Origin of the sequence: Nocardioides sp. LML1-1-1.1 (assembly GCF_040676175.1) — a bacterium.
In the GTDB taxonomy this organism is placed as follows: Bacteria; Actinomycetota; Actinomycetes; order Propionibacteriales; family Nocardioidaceae; genus Nocardioides.
The window spans coordinates 46,158-66,937 of the sequence record NZ_JBEGHK010000007.1 but is presented as its reverse complement, the minus strand read 5'-3'; the positions used below and the strand labels follow the sequence as shown (position 1 = coordinate 66,937).

Sequence of the window (20,780 nt, the reverse complement as noted above, 5' to 3'; positions counted from 1 at the left end):
GAGATGATCACCCCATGACCGACCTCTCCGCCGAGGACAAGAAGCTCGTCACCCTCGCCCGTGCCACCCGTGCGCGCATCCAGGCCGCGGAGGGCGCGGCGGTGCGCGACACCGACGGCCGGACCTACGCCGCCGCGACGATCGACCTGCCGTCCCTGCGGCTGACGGCGGTGCAGGCCGTGGTCGCGATGGCGATCGCGGGCGGCTCGTCCGGCGTGGACGCGTGCGTGGTGCTGGGGGAGGCCCAGGACCTGACCGAGCCGGACGAGGCGGTGCTCGGCGACGTGGCGGGCGCGGGCGGCGTCACGGTCCACCTGGGCGACGCCCGGGGCGCGATCACCATGACAGATGTCATGGCGCGGTCGTGACGGGCGAGCGAGGGTCCGCGCGCTAGGAGCCGCCACGCTGGTCGCATGACGACGACAGCGACCCCGGCCGTGCGGCTCGCGGGGGTGACCAAGGACTTCGGCGAGGTGCCGGCGGTCCGGGGGATCGACCTGGAGCTGCACCCCGGCGAGATCGTGGCGTTCCTCGGCCCGAACGGTGCCGGCAAGACCACGACGATCGACATGGTGCTGGGCCTGACCCGGCCGACCACCGGCTCCGTCGAGGTGCTCGGCATGGAGCCGCGACAGGCGATCGCCCGGGGCCTGGTGTCCGCGGTGATGCAGACCGGGGGCCTGCTCAAGGACATCACCGTGCGCGAGACGGTGGCCTACACCGCGAGCCTGTTCGCCGACACCCGTCCGGTGGAGGAGGTGCTGGAGAAGGCGGGCATCACCGGCATCGCCGGCCGCAAGGTGGGCAAGTGCTCGGGCGGTGAGCAGCAGCGGCTCCGCTTCGCGATGGCGCTGCTGTCCGACCCCGCCCTGCTGCTGCTCGACGAGCCGACGACGGGCATGGACGTCGAGGGCCGCCGCGCCTTCTGGTCCGCGATCCGCGCGGACATCGACACCGGCCGCACCGTGCTGTTCGCGACCCACTACCTGGAGGAGGCCGACCAGTACGCCGACCGGATCGTCCTCGTCAGCAAGGGCAAGGTCGTCGCCGACGGCTCCGGCCCCGAGATCCGGGCGCTGGCCAGTGGCCGCACGCTGCGGGCGCACCTGCCCGGTGCCGACCGATCGACCCTGGAGCGGCTGGGCGCCCTCGGCGGCGTCGAGAGCGTGGAGACGCGAGGCGAGGTCGTCATCGTCCAGGCCAAGGACAGCGACGCCGTCGCCCGCTACCTGCTCACCGAGACCACCGCCCGCGACCTGGAGATCACGGCCAAGGGCATCGAAGAGGCGTTCCTCAGCCTGACGGGAGACCACCGATGACCAGCCTGGACCCCACGACCCGCAAGGTGCCGCCGCTCGGCGGCTTCAACCTCACCGTGCTCGGCATCGAGCTGCGCCGGATGCTGCGCAACCGCCGCACCATCGTGTTCACGCTGATCTTCCCGGCCGCGATGCTGCTCGCCTTCGGCGGCCAGCAGGGCTGGGACGAGCGGGCCGGCAGCGGCAACGTCGCGGCGTACATCCTCGCCTCGATGGCCCTCTACGGCGCCGCCCTCACCGCCGCGGCCGGTGGCTCGATGGTCGCCCTCGAGCGCTCGCTCGGCTGGTCGCGGCAGCTGCGGCTCACCCCGCTCAACCCGGTCGTCTACATCCTCACCAAGGCCTTGGTCGCCCTCGCCATGGGTGCGCTCGCCATCGCCGCGGTCAACGTGGTCGGCGTGGTCGTCGGCAAGGCCGACATGCCGGCCCACGTGTGGGTCGAGTGCGCCGTGGTGACGCTCTTCTGCACGCTGACCTTCGCCGCGCTCGGTGTCTTCATCGGTTACGTCGTGCCCGGCGAGAACGCCATGCAGATCCTCGGCCCGGGCCTGGCCCTGCTGTCCTTCCTCGGCGGGGTGTTCATCCCGCTCGACAACTACGCCGAGGCCGTGCGCCACGTCGCCTACTGGACGCCGATGTACGGCCCCGCCGAGATCGCCCGCTGGCCGCTCACCCACGAGCTGCCCTGGTACGCCGTGGTCAACGCCGTCGTCTGGTTCGCGATCTTCGTGGCCGGCGCCGCCTGGCGGATGAGCAAGGACACGGCGCGGGTCTAACGTGACGCCCGTGGAGACACCCGGAGCACCGCCACGCCCGCTCGGGCGGCTCGGGCCGCTGTTCGCCGCCGTCTGGCTGGTGTTCCTGATCGACCCGGTGCGCGCCGCGGTCGACGACCTGCCGGCGGTGCACGCCGAGGTGGGCCTGGTCGCGACCGTGGCGTTCGCGGCGTCGTACGTCGGGCTGTGGGTGGTGCTGCGCATCGACCGCGCCCGCCTGCGCCTCGGCCCGCCCCTGCCGGTGCGCCTCGGCTGGACCGCCCTGCTGGTGGGACTGGCGGCGGTGATGGTCGCGACGCTGGGGCAGGTCGGCACGGCCAGCGTGGTCTACCTCGCGGTGACCTTCGTGATCCTCTACCCGCTCGTGGTGTTCGTGCCGGTGGTGCTGGGCCTGGCCGCGGCGGTGCTGGCCACCGGCGTCACGGTCGACGGCTGGGAGCACAGCCCGTGGCTGGCGTTCTCGGTGGTCGCGGCGTCGCTCGCGGTCTTCGGGGTGCGCTCGATGATGGCGCGCAACGTCGAGCTGCTGCGTGCCCACGAGACCAACGCCGAGCTCGCCGCCGAGCAGGAGCGGACCCGGCTGGCCCGCGACCTGCACGACATCCTCGGCCACTCGCTGACGGTCATCACGATCAAGGCCGAGCTCGCCGGCCGGATGCTCGACGTCGACCTCGACCGCACCCGGGCCGAGCTCGCGGACCTGGAGCGGTTGAGCCGCGACGCCCTGGCCGACGTACGACGAGCGGTGCAGGGCTATCGCGACCTCAGCCTGCCCGGCGAGCTCGCCCGGGCCCGGACCGCGCTGCAGGCCGCCGAGATCGAGGCGAGCCTGCCCGGCAGCACCGACGACGTGCCGAGCGACCTGCGCGAGCTGTTCGCGTGGACGGTGCGGGAGGGAGTGACCAACGTGATCCGCCACTCGGGCGCCCGCCGGTGCGAGGTGGTGCTCGCCCCGACCCGCGCGGAGGTGCGCGACGACGGCCGCGGACCGAGCGCCGAGGGCCCGCCCGGCTCCGGTCTCACCGGCCTGCAGGAGCGCGCAGAGGCACTCGGCGCACGGCTCGTCACCCGGCGTCTCGACCCGGGCTGGTCCTTGACGGTGGTGCGCGAGTGAGCGCCGCGATCCGGCTGCTGCTCGCCGACGACCAGGCCCTGGTGCGCGGCGCGCTCTCCGCGCTGCTCGGCCTGGAGCCCGACCTCGACGTGGTCGCCGAGGTCGGCACCGGCACCGACGCCGTCACCGTGGCTCGCGACCTCACGCCCGACGTCGCGCTGCTCGACGTGGAGATGCCCGGCCTCGACGGGATCGCCGCCTGCGCGGAGATCCGTGCCGCCTCGCCCGCGACCCGGGTGCTCATCGTGACCACCTTCGGCCGCCCGGGCTACCTGCGCCGCGCGCTGCAGGCCGGCGCCTCCGGCTTCGTCGTGAAGGACACCCCGGCGCCCCAGCTCGCGGACGCCGTACGACGGGTGCACCAGGGGCTGCGCGTCGTCGACCCCACCCTGGCGACCGACTCGCTCGTCAGTGGCGAGTCGCCGCTGACCGCGCGCGAGACCGACGTGCTGCGCGCCGCGCGCGACGGCTCCTCGGTCGCGACGATGGCCGCCCGGCTGTTCCTGTCCGAGGGCACCGTGCGCAACCACCTGTCCGCCGCGATCGGCAAGACCGGCGCCGGCAACCGTGCGGAGGCGGTCCTCGTCGCGGACGGGAATGGATGGCTCTGAGCCGGGGTTGCCCCGAAACCCCGTCGACATCGAGCAGGAGTAAGTTGCGGATCGTGGCAGACCGAGGCTGGCACCAGCACAACGAGGCAGTGGCGCGACTCGCGTCGTCGTACGCCGCGATCCCGGCGGGAGAGACGGTGCGGCTCGCCAAGCGCACCACGAACCTCTTCCGCGCCCGGGCCGCGACGACGACGCCGGGGCTCGACGTCTCCGGGCTCGACGGCGTGATCGAGGTGGTCCCGGACGGGCCCGACGGCCCGGTCGCCGAGGTGCAGGGGATGTGCACCTACGAGGACCTGGTCGACGCGACCCTCCCGCACGGCCTGGTGCCCGCGGTCGTCCCGCAGCTGCGCACGATCACCCTCGGCGGTGCGGTCACCGGGCTCGGCATCGAGTCCACCAGCTTCCGGCTCGGCCTCCCGCACGAGACGGTGCTGGAGATGGACGTCTTCACCGGCGCGGGCGAGGTGGTCACCACCCGCCCCGGCGACGAGCTCTTCGACGCCTTCCCCAACTCCTACGGCTCGCTCGGCTACGCGACCCGGCTGCGGATCAGCCTCCAGCGCGTGCCGTCGTACGTCGCCCTGCGGCACCTGCGCTTCGACGACGCCGAGCTGATGGTCAAGACGCTGGCCGACATCGCCGCCGCCAGCGAGTACGACGGCGAGGAGGTGCACGGGCTCGACGGCGTCTCGTTCGGCCCGGGCGAGCACGTGCTCACCCTGGCCCGGTGGACCGAGGAGCCCGGCCCGACCTCCGACTACGCCGGCCAGGACGTCTACTACCGCTCGCTGCAGCGCACCGACCGGGACCGGCTGACGGCCTACGACTACCTGTGGCGCTGGGACACCGACTGGTTCTGGTGCTCGGGTGCCTTCGGCGCGCAGAACCCGAGGATCCGCCGCTTCTGGCCGCGGTCGCTGCGTCGTTCCGACGTCTACATGCGGCTGCTCCACCTCGACCGCCGGTTCGGCATCGCCGACAAGCTCGACCGCCGCGCGGGCCGCCCGCTGCGTGAGCGCGTCGTGCAGGACATCGAGGTGCCGGTCGAGCGGCTGCCGGAGTTCCTCGCGTGGTTCGACGAGGAGATCGGCATGCGCCCGGTCTGGCTGTGCCCGCTGGTCGCCACCCGGGCCTGGCCGCTCTACCCGTTGGAGCCGGGCCGCCTCTACGTCAACGTCGGCTTCTGGGGCACCGTCCACGTCGGCGAGGACGCCCCGAACGCCCCGAGGAACCGGGCGATCGAGCAGAAGGTCACCGAGCTCGGCGGCCACAAGTCGCTCTACTCCGAGGCCTTCTACGACCGCGAGGCCTTCGACGCGCTCTACAACACCACGCACCTGGCCGCGGTGAAGCGGCAGCACGACCCCGACGACCGACTGACGACCCTCTACGACAAGGCGGTGAAGAGCCGATGACCAGCAAGGGCATCGCCCCCACGATCGCGTCCCTGTTCCCCGGCGGCCTGCCGCTGTGGCTCAAGGCCTACGACGGCAGCGAGGCCGGTGCGCTCGACCAGCCCTACGGCCTGGAGCTGGTCAACGAGCGCGGGCTGTCCTACATCATGACCGCGCCCGGCGACCTCGGCCTGGCCCGCGCGTACGTCGCTGGCGACCTGGTGCTCCACGGCGCCCACCCCGGTGACCCGTACGCCGCGTTCTCGCTGCTGAAGGACAACACCGACTTCGGCGTGCCCAAGGCCGCCGAGCTGGTCGGCATCATCCGCGCCCTCGGCGTCAGCCACCTGGTGCCGCCGCCCCCGCCGCCGCAGGAGCACCTGCCCGCCTGGCGGCACCGCCTGGAGGGGCTGCGCTCGCTGAGCATCCCGTTCGGCAAGTGGAGCCGGCACTCGCAGGAGCGCGACGCGGACGCCATCCACCACCACTACGACGTCTCGAACGCCTTCTACGAGCACGTCCTCGGTCCCTCGATGACCTACACCTGCGCCGTCTTCCCGACCGAGGACGCGACGCTGGAGGAGGCCCAGGCCTACAAGTACGACCTGATCTGCCGCAAGCTCGGGCTGAAGGAGGGCGACCGGCTGCTCGACATCGGGTGCGGCTGGGGCGGCATGGTCCGCCACGCGGCGAAGCACTACGGCGTCAAGGCGCTCGGCGTGACCCTGTCCCGGGAGCAGGCGACCTGGGCGCAGGAGGAGATCAAGCGCCAGGGCCTCGACCACCTGGCCGAGGTGCGGCACTCCGACTACCGCGACGTCGAGGAGGGTGACTTCGACGCGGTCAGCTCGATCGGGCTCACCGAGCACATCGGGATCGCCAACTACCCGGCGTACTTCTCCTTCATCAACGGCAAGCTCAAGCCGCAGGGCCGGGTGCTCAACCACTGCATCACCCGCTACGACAACGTCGACCGCTCGACCGGCGCGTTCATCGACCGCTACGTCTTCCCCGACGGCGAGCTCGCCGGCTCGGGGACGATCGTCGAGGCCGTGGAGAACGCCGGGCTCGAGGTGCACCACCACGAGAACTTCCGGATCCACTACGCGAAGACGCTCGAGGGCTGGTCGAAGAACCTCGCCGACAACTGGGACGCGTGCGTCGCGGAGACCGACGAGGGCACCGCGCGGGTGTGGGGCCTCTACATGGCCGGGTCCCGGATCGCCTTCGAGCGCAACGAGATCCAGCTGCACCACGTGCTGGCGACCAAGACGGTCGACGGCGAGAGCGGCTACCCGCTGCGTCACGAGTTCTGAGTCAAAGTTTCGGCATTCCCCCGCGCACCGGGCCCTCGCCTGTCACAGTGACGGGCGGGGGAGGAGCGTCTCGAGACGCTCTTACGTGTGGCGTGAGGGAAGTCGATGTCGAGGTCTCGGAGCAGCTGGTTCCTGCGTACGGCGAGCTGGGGCGCGGTCGCCCTGCTCGCGCTCACCACGGGGGCGGGCTCCGTCCCCCTCGCCCGGACGGCGGCGGACGGTGCCCCGTGCACCATCGTCGGCACCCGGGGCAACGACCTGCTCGTCGGCACGCCCGGTCGTGACGTCATCTGCGGCGGCCCGGGCAACGACCGGATCTACGGCCAGGGCGGCAACGACGTCCTGCGCGGTGGGCCCGGGAACGACCGGATCTACGGCCGGGGCGGCAACGACGTCATCCGCGGTGGCTCCGGCAACGACGTCATCCAGGGCGACGCGGGCGCCGACCGGATCCTCGGCGGCCCGGGCAACGACCGGATCGACGGCGGTGCGGGCAACGACCGGCTGAGCGGCCGCGGGGGCGACGACGTCCTGGTCGGCGGCGGCGGCCGGGACACCCTCGCCGGCGATGCCGGCGACGACGTGCTGCGCGGGATCGACAGCGCCGCCTGGGCCGAGCTGCTCTCGTGCGGCAGCGGCCGCGACCGGGTCTTCGCCGACCGGCGCGACGTACGTCGAGCCTGCGAGACCACGGTCCTCGCGCCGGTGCCGCCCAAGCCGCCGACCCCGCCGGTCAAGAAGCACGCCCCGGTCGCTGTCGACGACACCTTCTCCGCCTTCGAGGACACCACCCTCGGCCTGACCACCAGCGGCCCCGGCGGGCCGGCCGCCAACGACACCGACGCGGACGGCGGGACCCTGCGCGTGGTCGCGGTCTCCGGGGCGACGGGCGGGACGGCGAGCCTCTACAGCGAGAGCCTGCTCCAGTTCGTCCCGACCGCGGACCTCTGCGGTCTGGCGGCCGGTGGCTTCGACTACGTCGTGCAGGACCCCACCGGCCTGCAGGACACCGGGCACGTCACGGTCGACATCGCCTGCGCCCCCGACGCCCCGGTCGCCGTCGACGACGAGGCCACGGTGACCGAGGACGCCTCCGACGTCGCGCTCGACGTGCTCGCGAACGACAGCGACGCCGACGGCGACGCGCTGCACCCGGCCATCGCGACCCAGCCGCTGCACGGCACCGCCCAGGTCGTCGCCGACGTGGTGCGCTACACGCCGGACGCGGACTACTGCAACACCCCGCCGGGCACCAGCCCCGACACGTTCACCTACACCCTCGACCCGCTGGAGCCCGCGGCGACGGTCTCGGTCGCGGTCACCTGCGTCGACGACCCGCCGGTCGCGGCGAACGACGGCTACCTGCTCGACGAGGACGACGCGGCCACGCCGCTCGACGTCCTCGCCAACGACACCGACGTCGACGGTGGCGCGATCGCCGTCGACGAGGTCACCCAGCCCACGCACGGCCAGGTCACCGTGACCGGCGGCGGCACCGGGGTGACGTACGTGCCGGACGCCGACTACTGCAACACCCCGCCGGGCACCGACCCCGAGACCTTCACCTACACGCTCGCACCGGGCGGATCGACGGCCACGGTCAGCGTCGCGGTCACCTGCGTCGAGGACGCGGCGGTCGCCCACGACGACGCGGTGACGGTCACCGAGGACGCCGCGCCGACCACCGTGGACGTGCTCGCGAACGACGAGGCCGGCGACGCCGGCGCCCCGAGCGTCACCGGGATCACCAGCCCGGCGCACGGCACCGCGATCCTGTCCGGTGGCGTGGTGACCTACCAGCCCGACGCGAACTACTGCAACGTCGCCCCCGACGTCGACACCTTCGACTACACCCTGTCCGGCGGCTCGTCCGCGACGGTCAGCGTCGCGGTCACCTGCGTCAACGACGCGCCCACCGCCACCGACGTGACCTTCTCCGGCGCCAGTGCGGCGATCGGCAACACCACTTTCGTGGTCGACGACTCCACCGATGGCCCGCCGTCGGTGGGCCACGCGCACAAGACGGTGGGCGGCGACCTGCTGGGTGGCGCGACCGACCTGGAGACCCCCGGCAGCGTCGCGCTGGTCGCGGAGACGGTCACCACCGCGCTCGGCGGCACGGCCGTCATCGAGGACGACGGCGACATCACCTACACCCCGCCGGCGGGCTGCTCGGCCACGCCGGACAGCTTCGACTACACCGTGACCGACGGCGACGCCACCGGGCAGGCCCAGGTGACGATCGCCTCCACCGGCTGCGTCTGGTACGTCGACAGCGCGGCCGCCGGCAACAGCGGCACCTCCGCCGCGCCCTTCGACACCCTCGCCCAGGCGGTCACCGCGAGCGGCGCGAACGACGTGCTCCACGTGGGCCACGGCACCGGTGCGTCGTACGACGCCGCGGTGGTGCTGAAGGCCGGCCAGCGCCTGGTCGGCGGGGCCGCCGACCTCACCGTCGCCGGCACGTCCCTCCTCGCCGGTGCACCGGCTGAGCGTCCGACGCTCACCCGAGCGGGGGGCGACGTGGTCACCCTCGCCACGGGCAACACCGTGACCGGCGTGCAGGTCGACCCGTCCGGCGCCGGCAGCGGCATCGCGGGCGGCAGCGGCGCGGGCGGGGCCACCCTCACCGACGTCCGGATCATCGACAGCGGGACGGCCGGCACCGAGCCGGCCCTCGACCTCGACGGCACCAGCGGCACCTCCACGGTCACCGGCCTGGTCGTGGACTCCTCGGCGGCGACCGGTGCGACCAGCGGCTCGGTCGGCGTGCGGCTGAACAGCGCCGGCACCGTCGTGCTCACCCCGGCCGGCACGATCTCCGTCACCACCCAGGGCGCACGCGGCCTGGTGATCAGCGGGACGGCGCTCGGCACCAGCACGGTCGACCAGGTCACCGTCACCGGCTCCGGCAGCGGCGCGGTGGACCTCACCGGGACCACCGGATCGCTCACCCTCGGCGGGCTCGCGCTCACCACCACGAGCGGCACGAAGGCGGCCCTCGCGGTGCAGGGCTCGGGCACGGTCGTCGTACCGGCCGCCGCCACCGCGCTCGTCAGCGCGACGGGCGGCCCGGCCGCCGACATCGTCTCGACCCCCGGCGCGGACGTCACCCTCGACACCGCCTCGTCCACCAACAGCTCCACGGACGGCCTCAACCTCGACGGCGCCGGCACCTTCACCGCGAGCGGCGGCAGCATCAGCGGCGCCGCGGGCATCGCCGTCGACGTCAACGGCGGGTCCGGCGACCTGACCTACGGCGGCTCCGTCGCCGACGGCAGCGGCGCCACCGCCGAGGTCACCGGGCGCACCGGCGGCACGGTGACCCTCAGCGGGACGCTGACCGACGGCTCCGACGCGGGCGGTGGCATCAGCCTGAGCGGCAACTCCGGCGGCAGCACCGTGCTCAGCGGCACCGCCAAGTCGTTCAGCACGGGCGCCTCGACCGCGGTCGCGATGGCGTCCAGCGACGGCCACGCGCTGCGTTCCACCGGCGGCGGCCTCACCGTCGTGACCACCAGCGGCAAGGGCGTCGATGCCGTCGCCAGCGGGACGCTGGTCGTCAGCGGCAGCGGCAACGTGATCGACAGCGGCAGCGGGCGGGCGCTCGGCGTCACCGGCACCGACATCGGCGCGGCCGGCCTGGTCTTCGACAGCATCAGCAGCGACGGTGCCGCCAACGGCATCGTCCTCGACGGCACCGGTTCGGCCGGCTCGCTGCAGGTCACCGGGACCGGTGGCACCTGCACGGCCGCCGACACCTCCGGCTGCACCGGCGGCGAGATCGCGCACACCACCGGTGCCGACAGCGCCTCGGCCACCCCGGCCGGTGCGGGCATCGTGCTGCACGACACCCAGGCGCCCAGCCTGACCCGGGTGTGGGTCCACGACCACAGCAACTACGCCGTCCGCGGCAGCGGGGTGCGCGGGCTGACGATCGCGCAGAGCGTGGTCAACGGCACGAACGGCGACAACGCCGCCACGCCGTACGACGACTCGAGCATCCTGCTCACCGACCTGACCGGCAGCGCGGCGATCACCGCGACGTCCGTCAGCGGTGGCCTCGAGGACAACCTCCGGGTGACCAACGGGACCGGCTCGCTGGACCGCCTCACCCTCGACCACGTGACCCTCGCGGCCAGCGGCAACCGGCCCACCAACGACGCGGTGGCGGTGGAGTCCACCACCGGCGCGGGTGCGCTGAAGCTGACCGTGACCGACAGCACCTTCCGGAGCGCGGCGGGCGACCTGCTCCAGGTCACCCACGGCGGCGGTGGCGCGGGCGACCTCGTGCTGACCGGCAACGCGTTCAGCAACGCGCACCCGGCGATCGCCACGGGTGGCGGCGGCGTGAGCGTCGTGCAGTCCGGCTCGGCGGGCGCCACCACCATGAACGTCACCGGCAACACCTTCCGCGACGCCGTCGGGCCGGGCGTCCTGCTCGTCAAGGACGCCGGCGCGAGCACCCAGCAGGGCACGTTCAGCGGCAACACGATCGGCGTGGCCGGCGTCGCCAACTCGGGGTCGGCGGAGGGCTCGGCCCTCAAGCTGCAGCTCGTCGGTGGCGGCTCGTCGGGCTGGACGGTGGCCAACAACCAGGTCCGCGGCTACAACAACATGGGCATCGAGGTGCTCGCCGGCGGCGGTGGCAGCGCCCAGAGCGGCACCTTCGTCACCACGGTGACCGGCAACACCCTGACCGAGCCCGGTACGACGCCCGGCACGATCGGCATCGCCAAGCAGGCCATCCACTACAACATCGGCACCCAGCCCGGTGACACCTTCCTGGCCTGCGCGGCGATCACCGGCAACACCCTGGCCAGTGGCGGCGCGGACTCCAACCCGCCGACCATCGACGCCGACGTCCGCCTGCGGCAGCGGCAGAGCACGACCATCCGGTTGCCCGGCTACGCCGGCGCGAACAACGACAACGCCGCCGTCCAGGCGTTCGTCGCGACCGCGAACGCCGCCGGCGCCCCGACCGTCTCGGCCACCAACACCGTTGCGAGCGGGGGCGGCGGCTTCACCGGCGCCGCCTGCCCGTCCCTTCCCTGATCCAGGAGCACCTGTGGCTGAACCCTTCCTCGGCGAGATCCGCCTGATGTCGTTCGTCTTCCCGCCGCGCGGCTGGGCACTGTGCAACGGCCAGCTCCTGCCGATCAACACCAACCAGGCGTTGTTCTCGCTCCTCGGCACCATGTACGGCGGCAACGGGACGACGAACTTCGCCCTGCCCGACCTGCGTGGCCGGGTCCCGATCCACGTCGGGCAGGGGCACACCCAGGGCGAGCGGGCCGGCGAGCAGGCACACACCCTGACGATCAACGAGATGCCGCAGCACCTCCACCGGGTCCGGGCCTCGAGCGCGGCGACGGGTGGCACGGCGGCGCCCGCGGGCAAGTACCTCGGCGGCGGCAACAACGTCTACCGCGACGCCGGTGCGTCGACGACCCTCAGCGGCGAGACGGTCGCGAACGTCGGCGGCAGCCAGGCCCACCAGAACATGCAGCCCTTCGTGACGATCAGCTTCTGCATCGCCCTCGAAGGCATCTTCCCGAGCCGGGACTGAGGAGCACAGCGACGATGGCGCAACCGTACGTGGGCGAGATCCGCATGTTCGGCGGCAATTTCCCGCCCCAGGGCTGGGAGTTCTGCGAGGGTCAGCTGATCGCGATCAGCGAGTACGAGACCCTCTTCAACCTCATCGGCACGACCTACGGCGGCGACGGCGAGTCCACCTTCGCGCTGCCGGACCTCCGCGGGCGCGTGCCGATCCACCAGGGGGGCGGCTTCATCCTCGCCGAGACCGGCGGGGTCGAGGAGGTGACGCTCACCAGCGCGCAGATCCCCGTGCACTCCCACCCGCTGCGCGCGGTCAGCGGGCTGCCGGGCAACCAGGTGAGCCCGGCGGGCAACCTGCCGGCGATCTCCTTCAACGTCGTGCCCTACCTCAACGACGCCACGACGGGGGCCTTCGACCCCGCGGCCGTCACCCCGGCCGGGGGCAGCCAGCCGCACACCAACTTCCAGCCCTACCTGTGCATCAGCTTCATCATCTCGATGTACGGCATCTACCCCTCCCCGAGCTAGGAACGAGCCCCATGGCAGACCCGTTCGTCGCCGAGATCCGGATCTTCGGCTTCAATTTCCCACCCCGGGGCTGGGCCTTCTGCGACGGCCAGCTGATGCCCATCTCGCAGAACACCGCGCTCTTCTCCCTGCTCGGCACGACCTACGGCGGCGACGGCAAGTCCACCTTCGCGCTGCCGAGCCTCCAGGGCAGCGCCCCGATGCACCCCGGGCAGGGGCCGGGGCTGAGCCAGCACTACCTCGGTGAGCAGGGCGGGTCGCAGACCGTCACGCTGCTGGAGTCGGAGATGCCGGCCCACACCCACGCGCTGCGGGCGAACACGATCGACCCCGCCGACACCAGCACCCCCGGCACGAGCGCGACCTTCGCGCCCTCGACGGGCGGGACGCTCTACCAGGCCGCGGCCGACACCGAGCTGGCGCCCACGGCGCTCGCGCCGGCCGGCGGGAGCCTGCCGCACAACAACATGCAGCCCTACCTGACCCTCAACTTCTGCATCGCCCTGCAGGGCGTGTTCCCAGCGCGGCACTGACCGTGGGTTCCCCGACCGCCTCCGTCCTCGACCGGGTCGAGCTGCGTCCCGTCGTGGCCGGTGACCTGGAGGACCTCGTCGACCTGTACGCCGCCGGGCGGGCCGCCGAGCTCGACCAGGTCGCCTGGCCGCCGGGCCAGCGCGAGGCGTTCGTCCGGATGCAGCACGACGCCCAGGACCGCCACTACCGTGCCGCGAACCCGGACGCCACCTTCGACGTCGTCGAGGTGGAGGGCCGGTTCGCGGGGCGGATCACCCTCGACCGGCGGGTCGACGACATCCGTGTCGTCGACCTGGCCCTGCTGCCGCCGTACCGCGGGCGGGGGATCGGGGGTGCGCTGCTCACCCGGGTGCTCGCCGAGGCGAGCGCGACCGGGCGCACGGCGAGCATCCACGTCGAGGTGCACAACCCGGCGCGACGGCTCTACGCGCGGCTCGGGTTCCGGCCGGTCGAGGACCGCGGCGTCTACCTGCTGATGCGCTGGACGGCGTCAGGCGAAGGCGGCCTCGTAGCGCCCGGGGCCGACCGGGACCAGGAAGAGCGCGGTCTCGCCGATCTCGTCGTGGCGCACCTGCCAGGTCCCCTGGGCCAGTCCCTCGGGACCGCTGAAGACCAGCGCGAACTGCTGTCGGACGCGCCCGTCGGGCGCGGGGGCACCGGGCTCGGCACCGAGCGTCGCCTCGTCGAGGGTCAGCGCGACCCGCTCGCTGCCGGGCAGGCCGACGTCGAACCGGTCGCCGACGAGCCCGGCGAAGTCGTCATGGGTGAGCCACTCCACCCGCCCACCGTAGCGGGGCACGACGCCCCGAGCAGGAGGAGCTGATGTCCGACCTCACCCGCCGCACCGTGATCGGTGCGAGCGCGACCGGCCTCGCCGCGACCGTCGTCGCCGGCGCGGTCGCCGAGCCCGCGCAGGCCACGCCCGTGGGTGGCGCCGGGCCGGTGACGCGGCGCTTCACCTCCGGGCACGCGCTCTACCGCCGCGGCCGGTTCCTCAAGCGCCGCGGATCGGCCTTCTGGGTGACCGGCACCGGGGTGCGGCTGACCATGAAGCTGGTCAAGGTCAGCGACATCAGCGGCGTGAGCCGCGGCTCGCTGCGCAGCTTCGAGCTGACCTTCCGCGCCGCCCGCAAGGGTCCGGTGCAGGGCACCTACACGCTGAGCCGGAAGGGCTTCGCCGCGACGTCGCTGTTCCTCGTGCCCACCGGCGCCGACCGGCGGACCTACCGAGCGGTGGTCAACAACCGCTAAGCACTAGCCTTGGCGGGTGAGCACCCGGGCCCAGCAGCACACCGCCGACGTCGTCGCGCGGGAGCAGGTGACGCCTCACCTGGTGCGGCTCACCCTCGACGTACCGGGCTTCGTCTCGACGGGCATCGCCGACGAGTGGGTGGGCCTGGTGGTGCCCGGGCAGTTCCAGAGCCGCTACTACACCGTGCGCTCCCTCGCCGGCTCGACGATGGTGCTCGACGTGGTCGTGCACCCGGTCGGGCTCGTCACCGAGTGGGCCTCCGGGGACCCGGTCGGCCAGCAGGTGACGTTGACCGAGGCCAAGGGCTCCTTCCTGCCGCCGGTCGACGCGGGCTGGCTGCTGCTCGTCGGCGACCTGACCGCGCTGCCCGCGATGGCCCGGATCGCCGTCGAGCGCGGCGCCGCGACGCCGACCCGGATCGTGGCCGAGGTGCCCACCGACTCCCGCGTCGAGGGCTACTTCCCCGACGGGGTCGAGGTCACCTGGCTGCCCACCGACGGCGCGAGCCGGCTCGCCGAGGTGGTCGAGACGCTGGAGTTCCCCGAGGGCCCGGGCTACTTCTGGATGGCGGGGGAGTCCGCGCAGATGCGGGCGATCCGCAAGCACCTCATGCGCGAGCGCAAGCTCCCGAGCACCCACTACGACGTGATGGGCTACTGGCGCTCGGTCGCCCAGCGCCAGCCCCGCGCCGTGGACCCGGGCCCGATCTGGCGCGCGGGCAAGGCCGCGGGCAAGTCCGACGAGGAGATCTGGGCCGACTACGACGCCGCACAGGAGGCCGACCGGTGAGCGAGCACGACGACGACTTCGACGACGACCTGGACGACGAATTCGACGAGGACTTCGGGGCGCTGCCCCCGCCGGCGGCGCCGGTGTTCTCCGGGGGCGACGTGCCGGAGGGCTACCGCAGCGGCTTCGCCTGCTTCGTGGGCCGCCCCAACGTCGGCAAGTCCACGCTGACCAACGCCCTCGTCGGGCAGAAGATCGTCATCACCTCCGACAAGCCGCAGACCACCCGCACCGTGGTGCGCGGCATCGTGCACCGCCCCGACGGCCAGCTCGTCCTCGTCGACACCCCGGGCCTGCACCGCCCCCGCACCCTGCTCGGCGAGCGCCTCAACGACCTCGTCAAGACCACCTGGGCCGAGGTCGACGTGGTCGCCGTGTGCTTCCCGGCCGACGAGAAGATCGGCCCCGGCGACCGGTTCCTGGTCACCGAGCTGGCCAAGGTCCGGCGGACGACGAAGATCGCGATCGCCACCAAGACCGACCTCGCCAGCCCCGAACGGATCGGCGAGCACCTGCTCGACATCGCCGAGCTGGGCCGCGAGACCGGCACCGAGTGGGCCGAGATCGTGCCGGTGTCCTCGGTCGGCGGCGACCAGATCCCGCTGCTCGGCGACCTGCTGGTCGCGCTGATGCCCGAGGGACCGCCGCTCTACCCCGACGGCGACCTCACCGACGCCCCGGAGGAGGTCCTCGCCGCCGAGCTGATCCGCGAGGCCGCGCTCGACGGCGTCCGCGACGAGCTGCCGCACTCGATCGCCGTGGTCGTGGAGGAGATGGGCCTGCGCGAGGACCGTCCGGAGGACAAGCCGCTGCTCGACATCCACGCCAACCTGTACGTCGAGCGCGACTCGCAGAAGGGCATCATGATCGGCAAGAAGGGCGCCCGGCTGCGCACGGTCGGCACGGCGGCCCGGCAGCAGATCGAGGCCCTGCTCGGCGTGCCGGTCTACCTCGACCTGCACGTCAAGATCGCCAAGGACTGGCAGCGCGACCCGCGCCAGCTCCGCAAGCTCGGCTTCTAGCCGACCGGAGGCGCAGGGAGGCGATGCTCCGCGTGCCGGCGGGCTTGCCGCCAGGCGGAGGCAGGACCTACGCCAGCCAGCTGCGGCGCGGCAGCGCGGCGCGAGGCCCGAGCGACGCGCTCGCGCCTAGTCGGGAGCCCAGCAGCGGCCGAACGCCTGTCCCATGCCCCACTGCTCCTTGGTGGGCCACTCGTAGCCCCACTCGAAGGTGAGCGGGTCCTCGGCGACGTCGGCACCGGCGTCCTCGCACTGGGTCCGCCCGGCGGCACGGACCTTCTTCTCGCCCGGGTAGGCGCCCTCGGGGAAGACCACGACGTCGATCGCGCGCCAGGAGTGCTTGGCCGAGCAGAGCACCCGCTCGAACTTCTTGTCGTCGGGGGCGGCGGTGCCGCACATGGCGTAGCGGTCGCGGGTCGCGGGCTTGCCGAGCACGCCGCGCAGGCCGGCCTTGAGCTCGGCCAGGTTCGAGGTGCCGGCGAGGACGACGGCGTCGCAGCGGTACCAGTCGGCACCCGCGTCGGAGTCCTCGACGGTGGGGGTGAACCAGACCGGGCGGATCATCGACAGGCGCAGGCTCTTCACGCTCCCGCCGACGTACGACGTGAGGGCCTTCGGGCACGCCGTGGCGACCTGCTGCTGCACCCGGTCGGAGTCGACCGCGAGCAGGTGGCCGTCGACGAGGGCGTCGATCCGGCCCACGGCGACGGTCTCGCTGGTGTGCGCCGCGCCGCAGGCCACCGGCTTGCTCTCCGAGGTGGGGGCGACCGCGGTCTCGTAGGGGAGCTGGTAGCAGGCGCCGACCTTCGGTGCGGCCGGCGGCATCGGGGCCGGGGTCTGGGTGGCGCTCGGCTTGGTGTCCTTCTTCTCCGGCTCCTCGCCGCTGCACGCGACGAGCGTGGTGGCGAGGCCGAGGGTGAGCACGGCGAGCAGCCCGCGGCGCAGGGCCGTCGGGGTCGTCAGGTGGGGGGTGGAGCGCATCTCGGCTTCTCTACTTCGTCGTCTTGGCCCAGCACACCGAGCGCCGGATGCCGGCCTTCCACTCCGCCTGGTGGAAGAAGGTGAATCCGTACTCGAACTCCGCCGGGTAGTTCAGCCAGGCCTTCACCGATGCGGCGCAGAAGGAGCGGGTGCGGCTCTCCATCACCCGATCGCCGGGGTAGGCGTCGTCGGGCTGGCCGAGCTTGACCGTGGTCACCGCCCGCCACTCGTGCTTCTGCGAGCAGGGCACCTTCTCGCCCTGGGCGACGGAGGGCCCGGTGGCGCAGGCCAGCCAGCTGTTGTCGGGGCGGCCGGACAGCATGCCGCGCGCGGTCGTCGGCAGGGCCCGGTACGCCGGGCTGGCGGAGTTGCCGCCGATCACGTCGCAGCGGTACCACCGCGCGCCCTTGGACCACGCCTTCTCCGAGGGCCGGAACCAGGCCCAGCTCACCGTGGTGCGCAGCACCAGGCTCTCGTCGGCGCCGACGAACTCGGCGAACTTCGTCGAGCAGGTGCGGTAGGCGTAGGTGCCGAGGTCGGTGTCGTCGTAGTCGGCGTCGTCGTAGTCGGCGGGGAGCTCGCCGACGGCGTACGTCTCGGCGGTGTGCCGGCTGGTGCAGTCGATGGTCGCCGTGGCGTTGGCGGGCTTGGCGACGTCGTCGGGGGACAGGTCACGGCACACGCCGGTCGTCGGCAGGGTGGTCGCGTCGACCAGGTCGGGGTCGGTGTTGCCGCCCTGGTCCTCCGAGCCGCAGCCGCTCAGCGCGGCACCGAGGAGACCGAGGCAGACGACGGCGACGGCATGGCGCAGCCTCATCGTCGCCTCCCCTCTCGTCCCGCCCCCGGGTCTGCTCACGTCAGCAGTGCCGCGATCGTAGCGCCCAGCTCATAGGCGGCGGACCGCGAGGCGTCGTCCACCTCGCCGAGGACGCCGAGCACGTCGTACCCCTGCTTCCAGCCGAGCGCGCCGACGATCGACTGCACCGAGCGCTGCGCACCGGTGAGGTCGTAGCGCCCGTGCAACCAGAGGCCGTACGGGCGCCCGGCGGTCGCGCCGGCGCCGCCGGCCGGTGCGCCCGAGGGGTCGAGCGCACCGCCGACGGCGAGGAAGGTGGAGTCGAAGAAGTGCTTGAGCGCGCCGCTCATGTAGCCGAAGTTGGCGCTGGTGCCGAGCAGGTATCCGTCGGCCGCGAGCACGTCGTCGGCGCTCGCCTCCAGCGCCGGACGCACGACCACCTCGACCGTCCCGGCCGCCTGCACGTCCGGGTCGTTCGCGCCCGCGACCACCTGCTCCAGCAGCGCCTTCAACGAGCCGCTGGGGGAGTGGTGGACGACGAGCAGGCGGGCCATCGCTCCAGGCTAGACCGGACCGTCAGACCGCGGCGGGGAACCGCTCCCACACCCGGTGCGTGCCCATCAGGTCCTGCACCTGGGCGAGCACGGCGGGACCTTCGCTCCCCGTCACCACCCCGGGTACGTCGTCGGTGAGCCCCACCGCGGTGAGCGCGTCGATCCCGGCGCCCCACGCGCCGACCACCTTGGCGTGGCGGTAGGCCTCCTCGAGCAGCAGAACCACCCGCGGGTCGAGGCTCGACGTGCCGGCGGCACCGGCCTTGGCGTCGCGGGCCGGCAGGGCGTCCGGTGCGGGCGGCGGGCTGCCGGCGAGCAGCACGACGTCGAGCTCGACCGAGCGGACCGTCGCGAAGGTGCGCTGCACGTCCAGGTCGCCGACCTTGCCGCCGTGCGGCGCGACGAGGAGCGGCACCATGCCGGCCTCGTCGATCGCGGCACGCACCGCCTCGACGTCGGGCAGGTCGCCGGCCGGGTCCACGACGATGCCGACCACGCGGCCGTCGCCGGGCCACGGACCGCCGGCGAGCTGGGAGAGCACCGGGCTCGGCACCACCTCGCCGGCCTCCTCGGTCGGGTCCGGGGCGGGCAGGCCCAGGGCGGTGGCGACCTCGCCGCACAGCCGCTCGTCGATGTTCGCGAGCGCGAGCAGCTGGCGCTCCTTGATCGTCTGCTCGTAGCACTTGCCCAGCTCGAAGGCGTAGGCCCGGATGATGTGCTCCTGCTCGACCGGGCTCATGCTCGCCCAGAACAGCCGGGCCTGGCTGAAGTGGTCCTCGAAGCTCGCGGGGTTGGCGCGCACCTTCGCCCCCTCGACCGCGCGGGCCACCTCCACGAAGGCCCGGGCCTGCTCGTCGCCGAGGTCCCCGCCAGCCATGAAGGGACAGCCGCCGTCGAGCGAGTTCGGGTGGTACGGCGCCACCCCGGCATGGACCGCGTGCTGGTGGAAGCCGTCGCGGAGCATGTCGTTGACCGGTGCGTGCGTGCGGTTGACCGGGAGCTGGTTGAAGTTCGGGCCGCCGAGACGGCTGAGCTGCGTGTCGACGTACGAGAACAGCCGGGTCTGGAGCAGCGGGTCGTCGGTGACGTCGATCCCGGGCACGAGGTGACCGACGTGGAAGGCGACCTGCTCGGTCTCGGCGAAGAAGTTGGTGGGGTTGCGGTCGAGGACCATCCGGCCGATCGGCTGCACCGGTGCCAGCTCCTCCGGCACGATCTTGGTCGGGTCGAGCAGGTCGATGCCCTGGAACACCTGCTCCTCGGTGTCCTCGAAGACCTGGATGCCGAGCTCCCACTCGGGGCGGGCGCCCGCCTCGATCGCGTCCGCGAGGTCACGGCGGTGGAAGTCGGGGTCGAGGCCGCCGATCAGCTGGGCCTCCTCCCAGGTGAGGGAGTGGACACCGAGCTTGGGCTTCCAGTGGAACTTCACCAGCGAGGTCTCGCCCTCGGCGTTGGTGAGCCGGAAGGTGTGCACCCCGAAGCCCTCCATCATCCGGTAGGAGCGCGGGATGCCGCGGTCGGACATGTTCCACAGCGTGTGGTGCTGGGCCTCGGTGTGCAGTGAGACGAAGTCCCAGAAGGTGTCGTGCGCGCTCTGCGCCTGCGGGATCTCGCGGTCCGGGTGCGGCTTGCCGGCGTGCACGATGTCGGGGAACTTGATGCCGTCCTGGATGAAGAAGACCGGGATGTTGTTGCCGACCAGGTCCCACACGCCCTCGTCGGTGTAGAACTTCGTGGCGAAGCCGCGGGTGTCGCGCACGGTGTCGGCCGAGCCGCGGCTGCCGAGCACGGTCGAGAAGCGCACGAACACCGGTGTCCGCTTGCCCTCGGCGAACAGGCCGGCGTACGACACGGTCGAGGCGGTGCCGTAGCCCTCGAAGTAGCCGTGCGCCCCGCTGCCGCGCGCGTGCACCACGCGCTCGGGGATCCGCTCGTGGTCGAAGTGGGTGATCTTCTCGCGCAGGTGGTGGTCCTGCAGCAGGGTCGGGCCGCGCTCGCCGGCCTTGAGCGAGTGGTCGGTGTCGCGCAGCCGGGTGCCGGTCGAGGTCGTCAGCCAGCGCCCCTGCTGGGCGCGCGCCGAGGGTTCGGCGCCGGTGTCGGCACCTGTCGCCGTACGCGCCGCGGGTGCGCCCTGGTCGGGCTTGGGCGGCAGCGGCTCGACCGGCTCGGTCGGCTCGGCGAGGTCGGGGGCCTGCGCGGCGGGTACGCCGGGGATCGTGCTCATGGAGGATC

The 20,780-nt window shown here is 72.9% G+C and carries 19 protein-coding genes and 1 pseudogene; 15 read left to right on the top strand and 5 right to left on the bottom strand.

Translation table 11 applies throughout. The features are described 5' to 3' along the window. The first annotated feature begins 14 nt into the window (after positions 1-14). The 12 genes and pseudogenes from MRBLML1_RS21350 to MRBLML1_RS23275 all read left to right on the top strand — a co-directional run. The gene (locus MRBLML1_RS21350) at positions 15-368 is read left to right on the top strand and encodes a cytidine deaminase (RefSeq protein WP_364519875.1); all 354 of its coding nucleotides are present in this window, start codon (positions 15-17) and stop codon (positions 366-368) included. 45 nt (positions 369-413) lie between these two features. Further along, positions 414-1,319: an ABC transporter ATP-binding protein gene (locus MRBLML1_RS21345; protein WP_364519873.1), complete on the top strand. Its 906-nt coding sequence runs from the start codon at positions 414-416 to the stop codon at positions 1,317-1,319. Beyond that, positions 1,316-2,095, top strand: a complete 780-nt coding sequence (locus tag MRBLML1_RS21340; RefSeq protein ID WP_364519871.1) for an ABC transporter permease — start codon at positions 1,316-1,318, stop codon at positions 2,093-2,095. Before MRBLML1_RS21345 ends, MRBLML1_RS21340 begins: the two co-directional genes overlap by 4 nt. Before the next feature lie 10 nt (positions 2,096-2,105). Beyond that, positions 2,106-3,209, top strand: coding sequence for a sensor histidine kinase (locus MRBLML1_RS21335; protein ID WP_364519869.1), 1,104 nt, complete (start codon positions 2,106-2,108; stop codon positions 3,207-3,209). Further along, positions 3,206-3,820, top strand: coding sequence for a response regulator transcription factor (locus MRBLML1_RS21330; protein ID WP_364519867.1), 615 nt, complete (start codon positions 3,206-3,208; stop codon positions 3,818-3,820). The genes MRBLML1_RS21335 and MRBLML1_RS21330 overlap by 4 nt, the downstream gene beginning before the upstream one ends. 53 nt (positions 3,821-3,873) lie before the next feature. Beyond that, positions 3,874-5,238, top strand: a complete 1,365-nt coding sequence (locus MRBLML1_RS21325) for an FAD-binding oxidoreductase (protein ID WP_364519865.1) — start codon at positions 3,874-3,876, stop codon at positions 5,236-5,238. Further along, positions 5,235-6,533, top strand: coding sequence for a class I SAM-dependent methyltransferase (locus tag MRBLML1_RS21320; RefSeq protein ID WP_364519862.1), 1,299 nt, complete (start codon positions 5,235-5,237; stop codon positions 6,531-6,533). The genes MRBLML1_RS21325 and MRBLML1_RS21320 overlap by 4 nt, the downstream gene beginning before the upstream one ends. Before the next feature lie 105 nt (positions 6,534-6,638). Further along, positions 6,639-11,588, top strand: a complete 4,950-nt coding sequence (locus tag MRBLML1_RS21315) for an Ig-like domain-containing protein (protein ID WP_364519860.1) — start codon at positions 6,639-6,641, stop codon at positions 11,586-11,588. 13 nt (positions 11,589-11,601) lie between these two features. Then, positions 11,602-12,102, top strand: a complete 501-nt coding sequence (locus MRBLML1_RS21310) for a phage tail protein (protein ID WP_364519858.1) — start codon at positions 11,602-11,604, stop codon at positions 12,100-12,102. Between the two features lie 14 nt (positions 12,103-12,116). Continuing rightward, entirely contained in the window at positions 12,117-12,623 is a 507-nt protein-coding gene (locus tag MRBLML1_RS21305) for a phage tail protein (protein ID WP_364519856.1), read from the top strand. 11 nt (positions 12,624-12,634) lie between these two features. Continuing rightward, entirely contained in the window at positions 12,635-13,156 is a 522-nt protein-coding gene (locus MRBLML1_RS21300; RefSeq protein ID WP_364519854.1) for a phage tail protein, read from the top strand. A 2-nt stretch (positions 13,157-13,158) separates the two neighbouring features. Then, positions 13,159-13,605, top strand: a pseudogene (locus tag MRBLML1_RS23275) (GNAT family N-acetyltransferase); the annotation flags it as partial. A 42-nt stretch (positions 13,606-13,647) separates the two neighbouring features. Here the strand turns inward: MRBLML1_RS23275 and MRBLML1_RS23270 are convergent. Continuing rightward, positions 13,648-13,935 carry a DUF6916 family protein gene (locus MRBLML1_RS23270; RefSeq protein WP_414691299.1) on the bottom strand — a complete coding sequence of 96 codons (288 nt, stop codon included), beginning with the start codon at positions 13,933-13,935 and terminating at the stop codon, positions 13,648-13,650. A 44-nt stretch (positions 13,936-13,979) separates the two neighbouring features. Between MRBLML1_RS23270 and MRBLML1_RS21290 the strand changes: the two genes are divergently transcribed. From MRBLML1_RS21290 to era, 3 genes are read left to right on the top strand one after another with little or no spacing between them, the layout of a single operon-like run. Continuing rightward, positions 13,980-14,408 carry a DUF6916 family protein gene (locus MRBLML1_RS21290; RefSeq protein ID WP_364519850.1) on the top strand — a complete coding sequence of 143 codons (429 nt, stop codon included), beginning with the start codon at positions 13,980-13,982 and terminating at the stop codon, positions 14,406-14,408. 16 nt (positions 14,409-14,424) lie between these two features. Beyond that, a complete protein-coding gene (locus MRBLML1_RS21285) occupies positions 14,425-15,198 on the top strand; it encodes a siderophore-interacting protein (protein WP_364519848.1) in 774 nt (257 codons plus the stop codon). Continuing rightward, the gene (era, locus tag MRBLML1_RS21280) at positions 15,195-16,220 is read left to right on the top strand and encodes a GTPase Era (RefSeq protein WP_414691294.1); all 1,026 of its coding nucleotides are present in this window, start codon (positions 15,195-15,197) and stop codon (positions 16,218-16,220) included. Before MRBLML1_RS21285 ends, era begins: the two co-directional genes overlap by 4 nt. Positions 16,221-16,346: 126 nt before the next feature. Here era and MRBLML1_RS21275 read toward each other — a convergent pair whose 3' ends face one another. The 4 genes from MRBLML1_RS21275 to MRBLML1_RS21260 are packed head-to-tail and all read right to left on the bottom strand — an operon-like array spanning position 16,347 to position 20,772. Beyond that, positions 16,347-17,198: a septum formation family protein gene (locus MRBLML1_RS21275; RefSeq protein WP_364519846.1), complete on the bottom strand. Its 852-nt coding sequence runs from the start codon at positions 17,196-17,198 to the stop codon at positions 16,347-16,349. Positions 17,199-17,208: 10 nt separating this feature from the next. After that, on the bottom strand, positions 17,209-18,015 hold the full coding sequence (locus MRBLML1_RS21270; RefSeq protein ID WP_364519844.1) for a septum formation family protein: 807 nt from the start codon (positions 18,013-18,015) through the stop codon (positions 17,209-17,211). 35 nt (positions 18,016-18,050) lie between these two features. Beyond that, positions 18,051-18,548 (bottom strand): flavodoxin family protein, encoded by a 498-nt coding sequence (locus tag MRBLML1_RS21265; RefSeq protein ID WP_364519842.1) that lies wholly within the window; start codon positions 18,546-18,548, stop codon positions 18,051-18,053. 22 nt (positions 18,549-18,570) lie between these two features. Beyond that, positions 18,571-20,772: a catalase gene (locus tag MRBLML1_RS21260; protein WP_364519840.1), complete on the bottom strand. Its 2,202-nt coding sequence runs from the start codon at positions 20,770-20,772 to the stop codon at positions 18,571-18,573. Between the last annotated feature and the right edge of the window lie 8 nt (positions 20,773-20,780).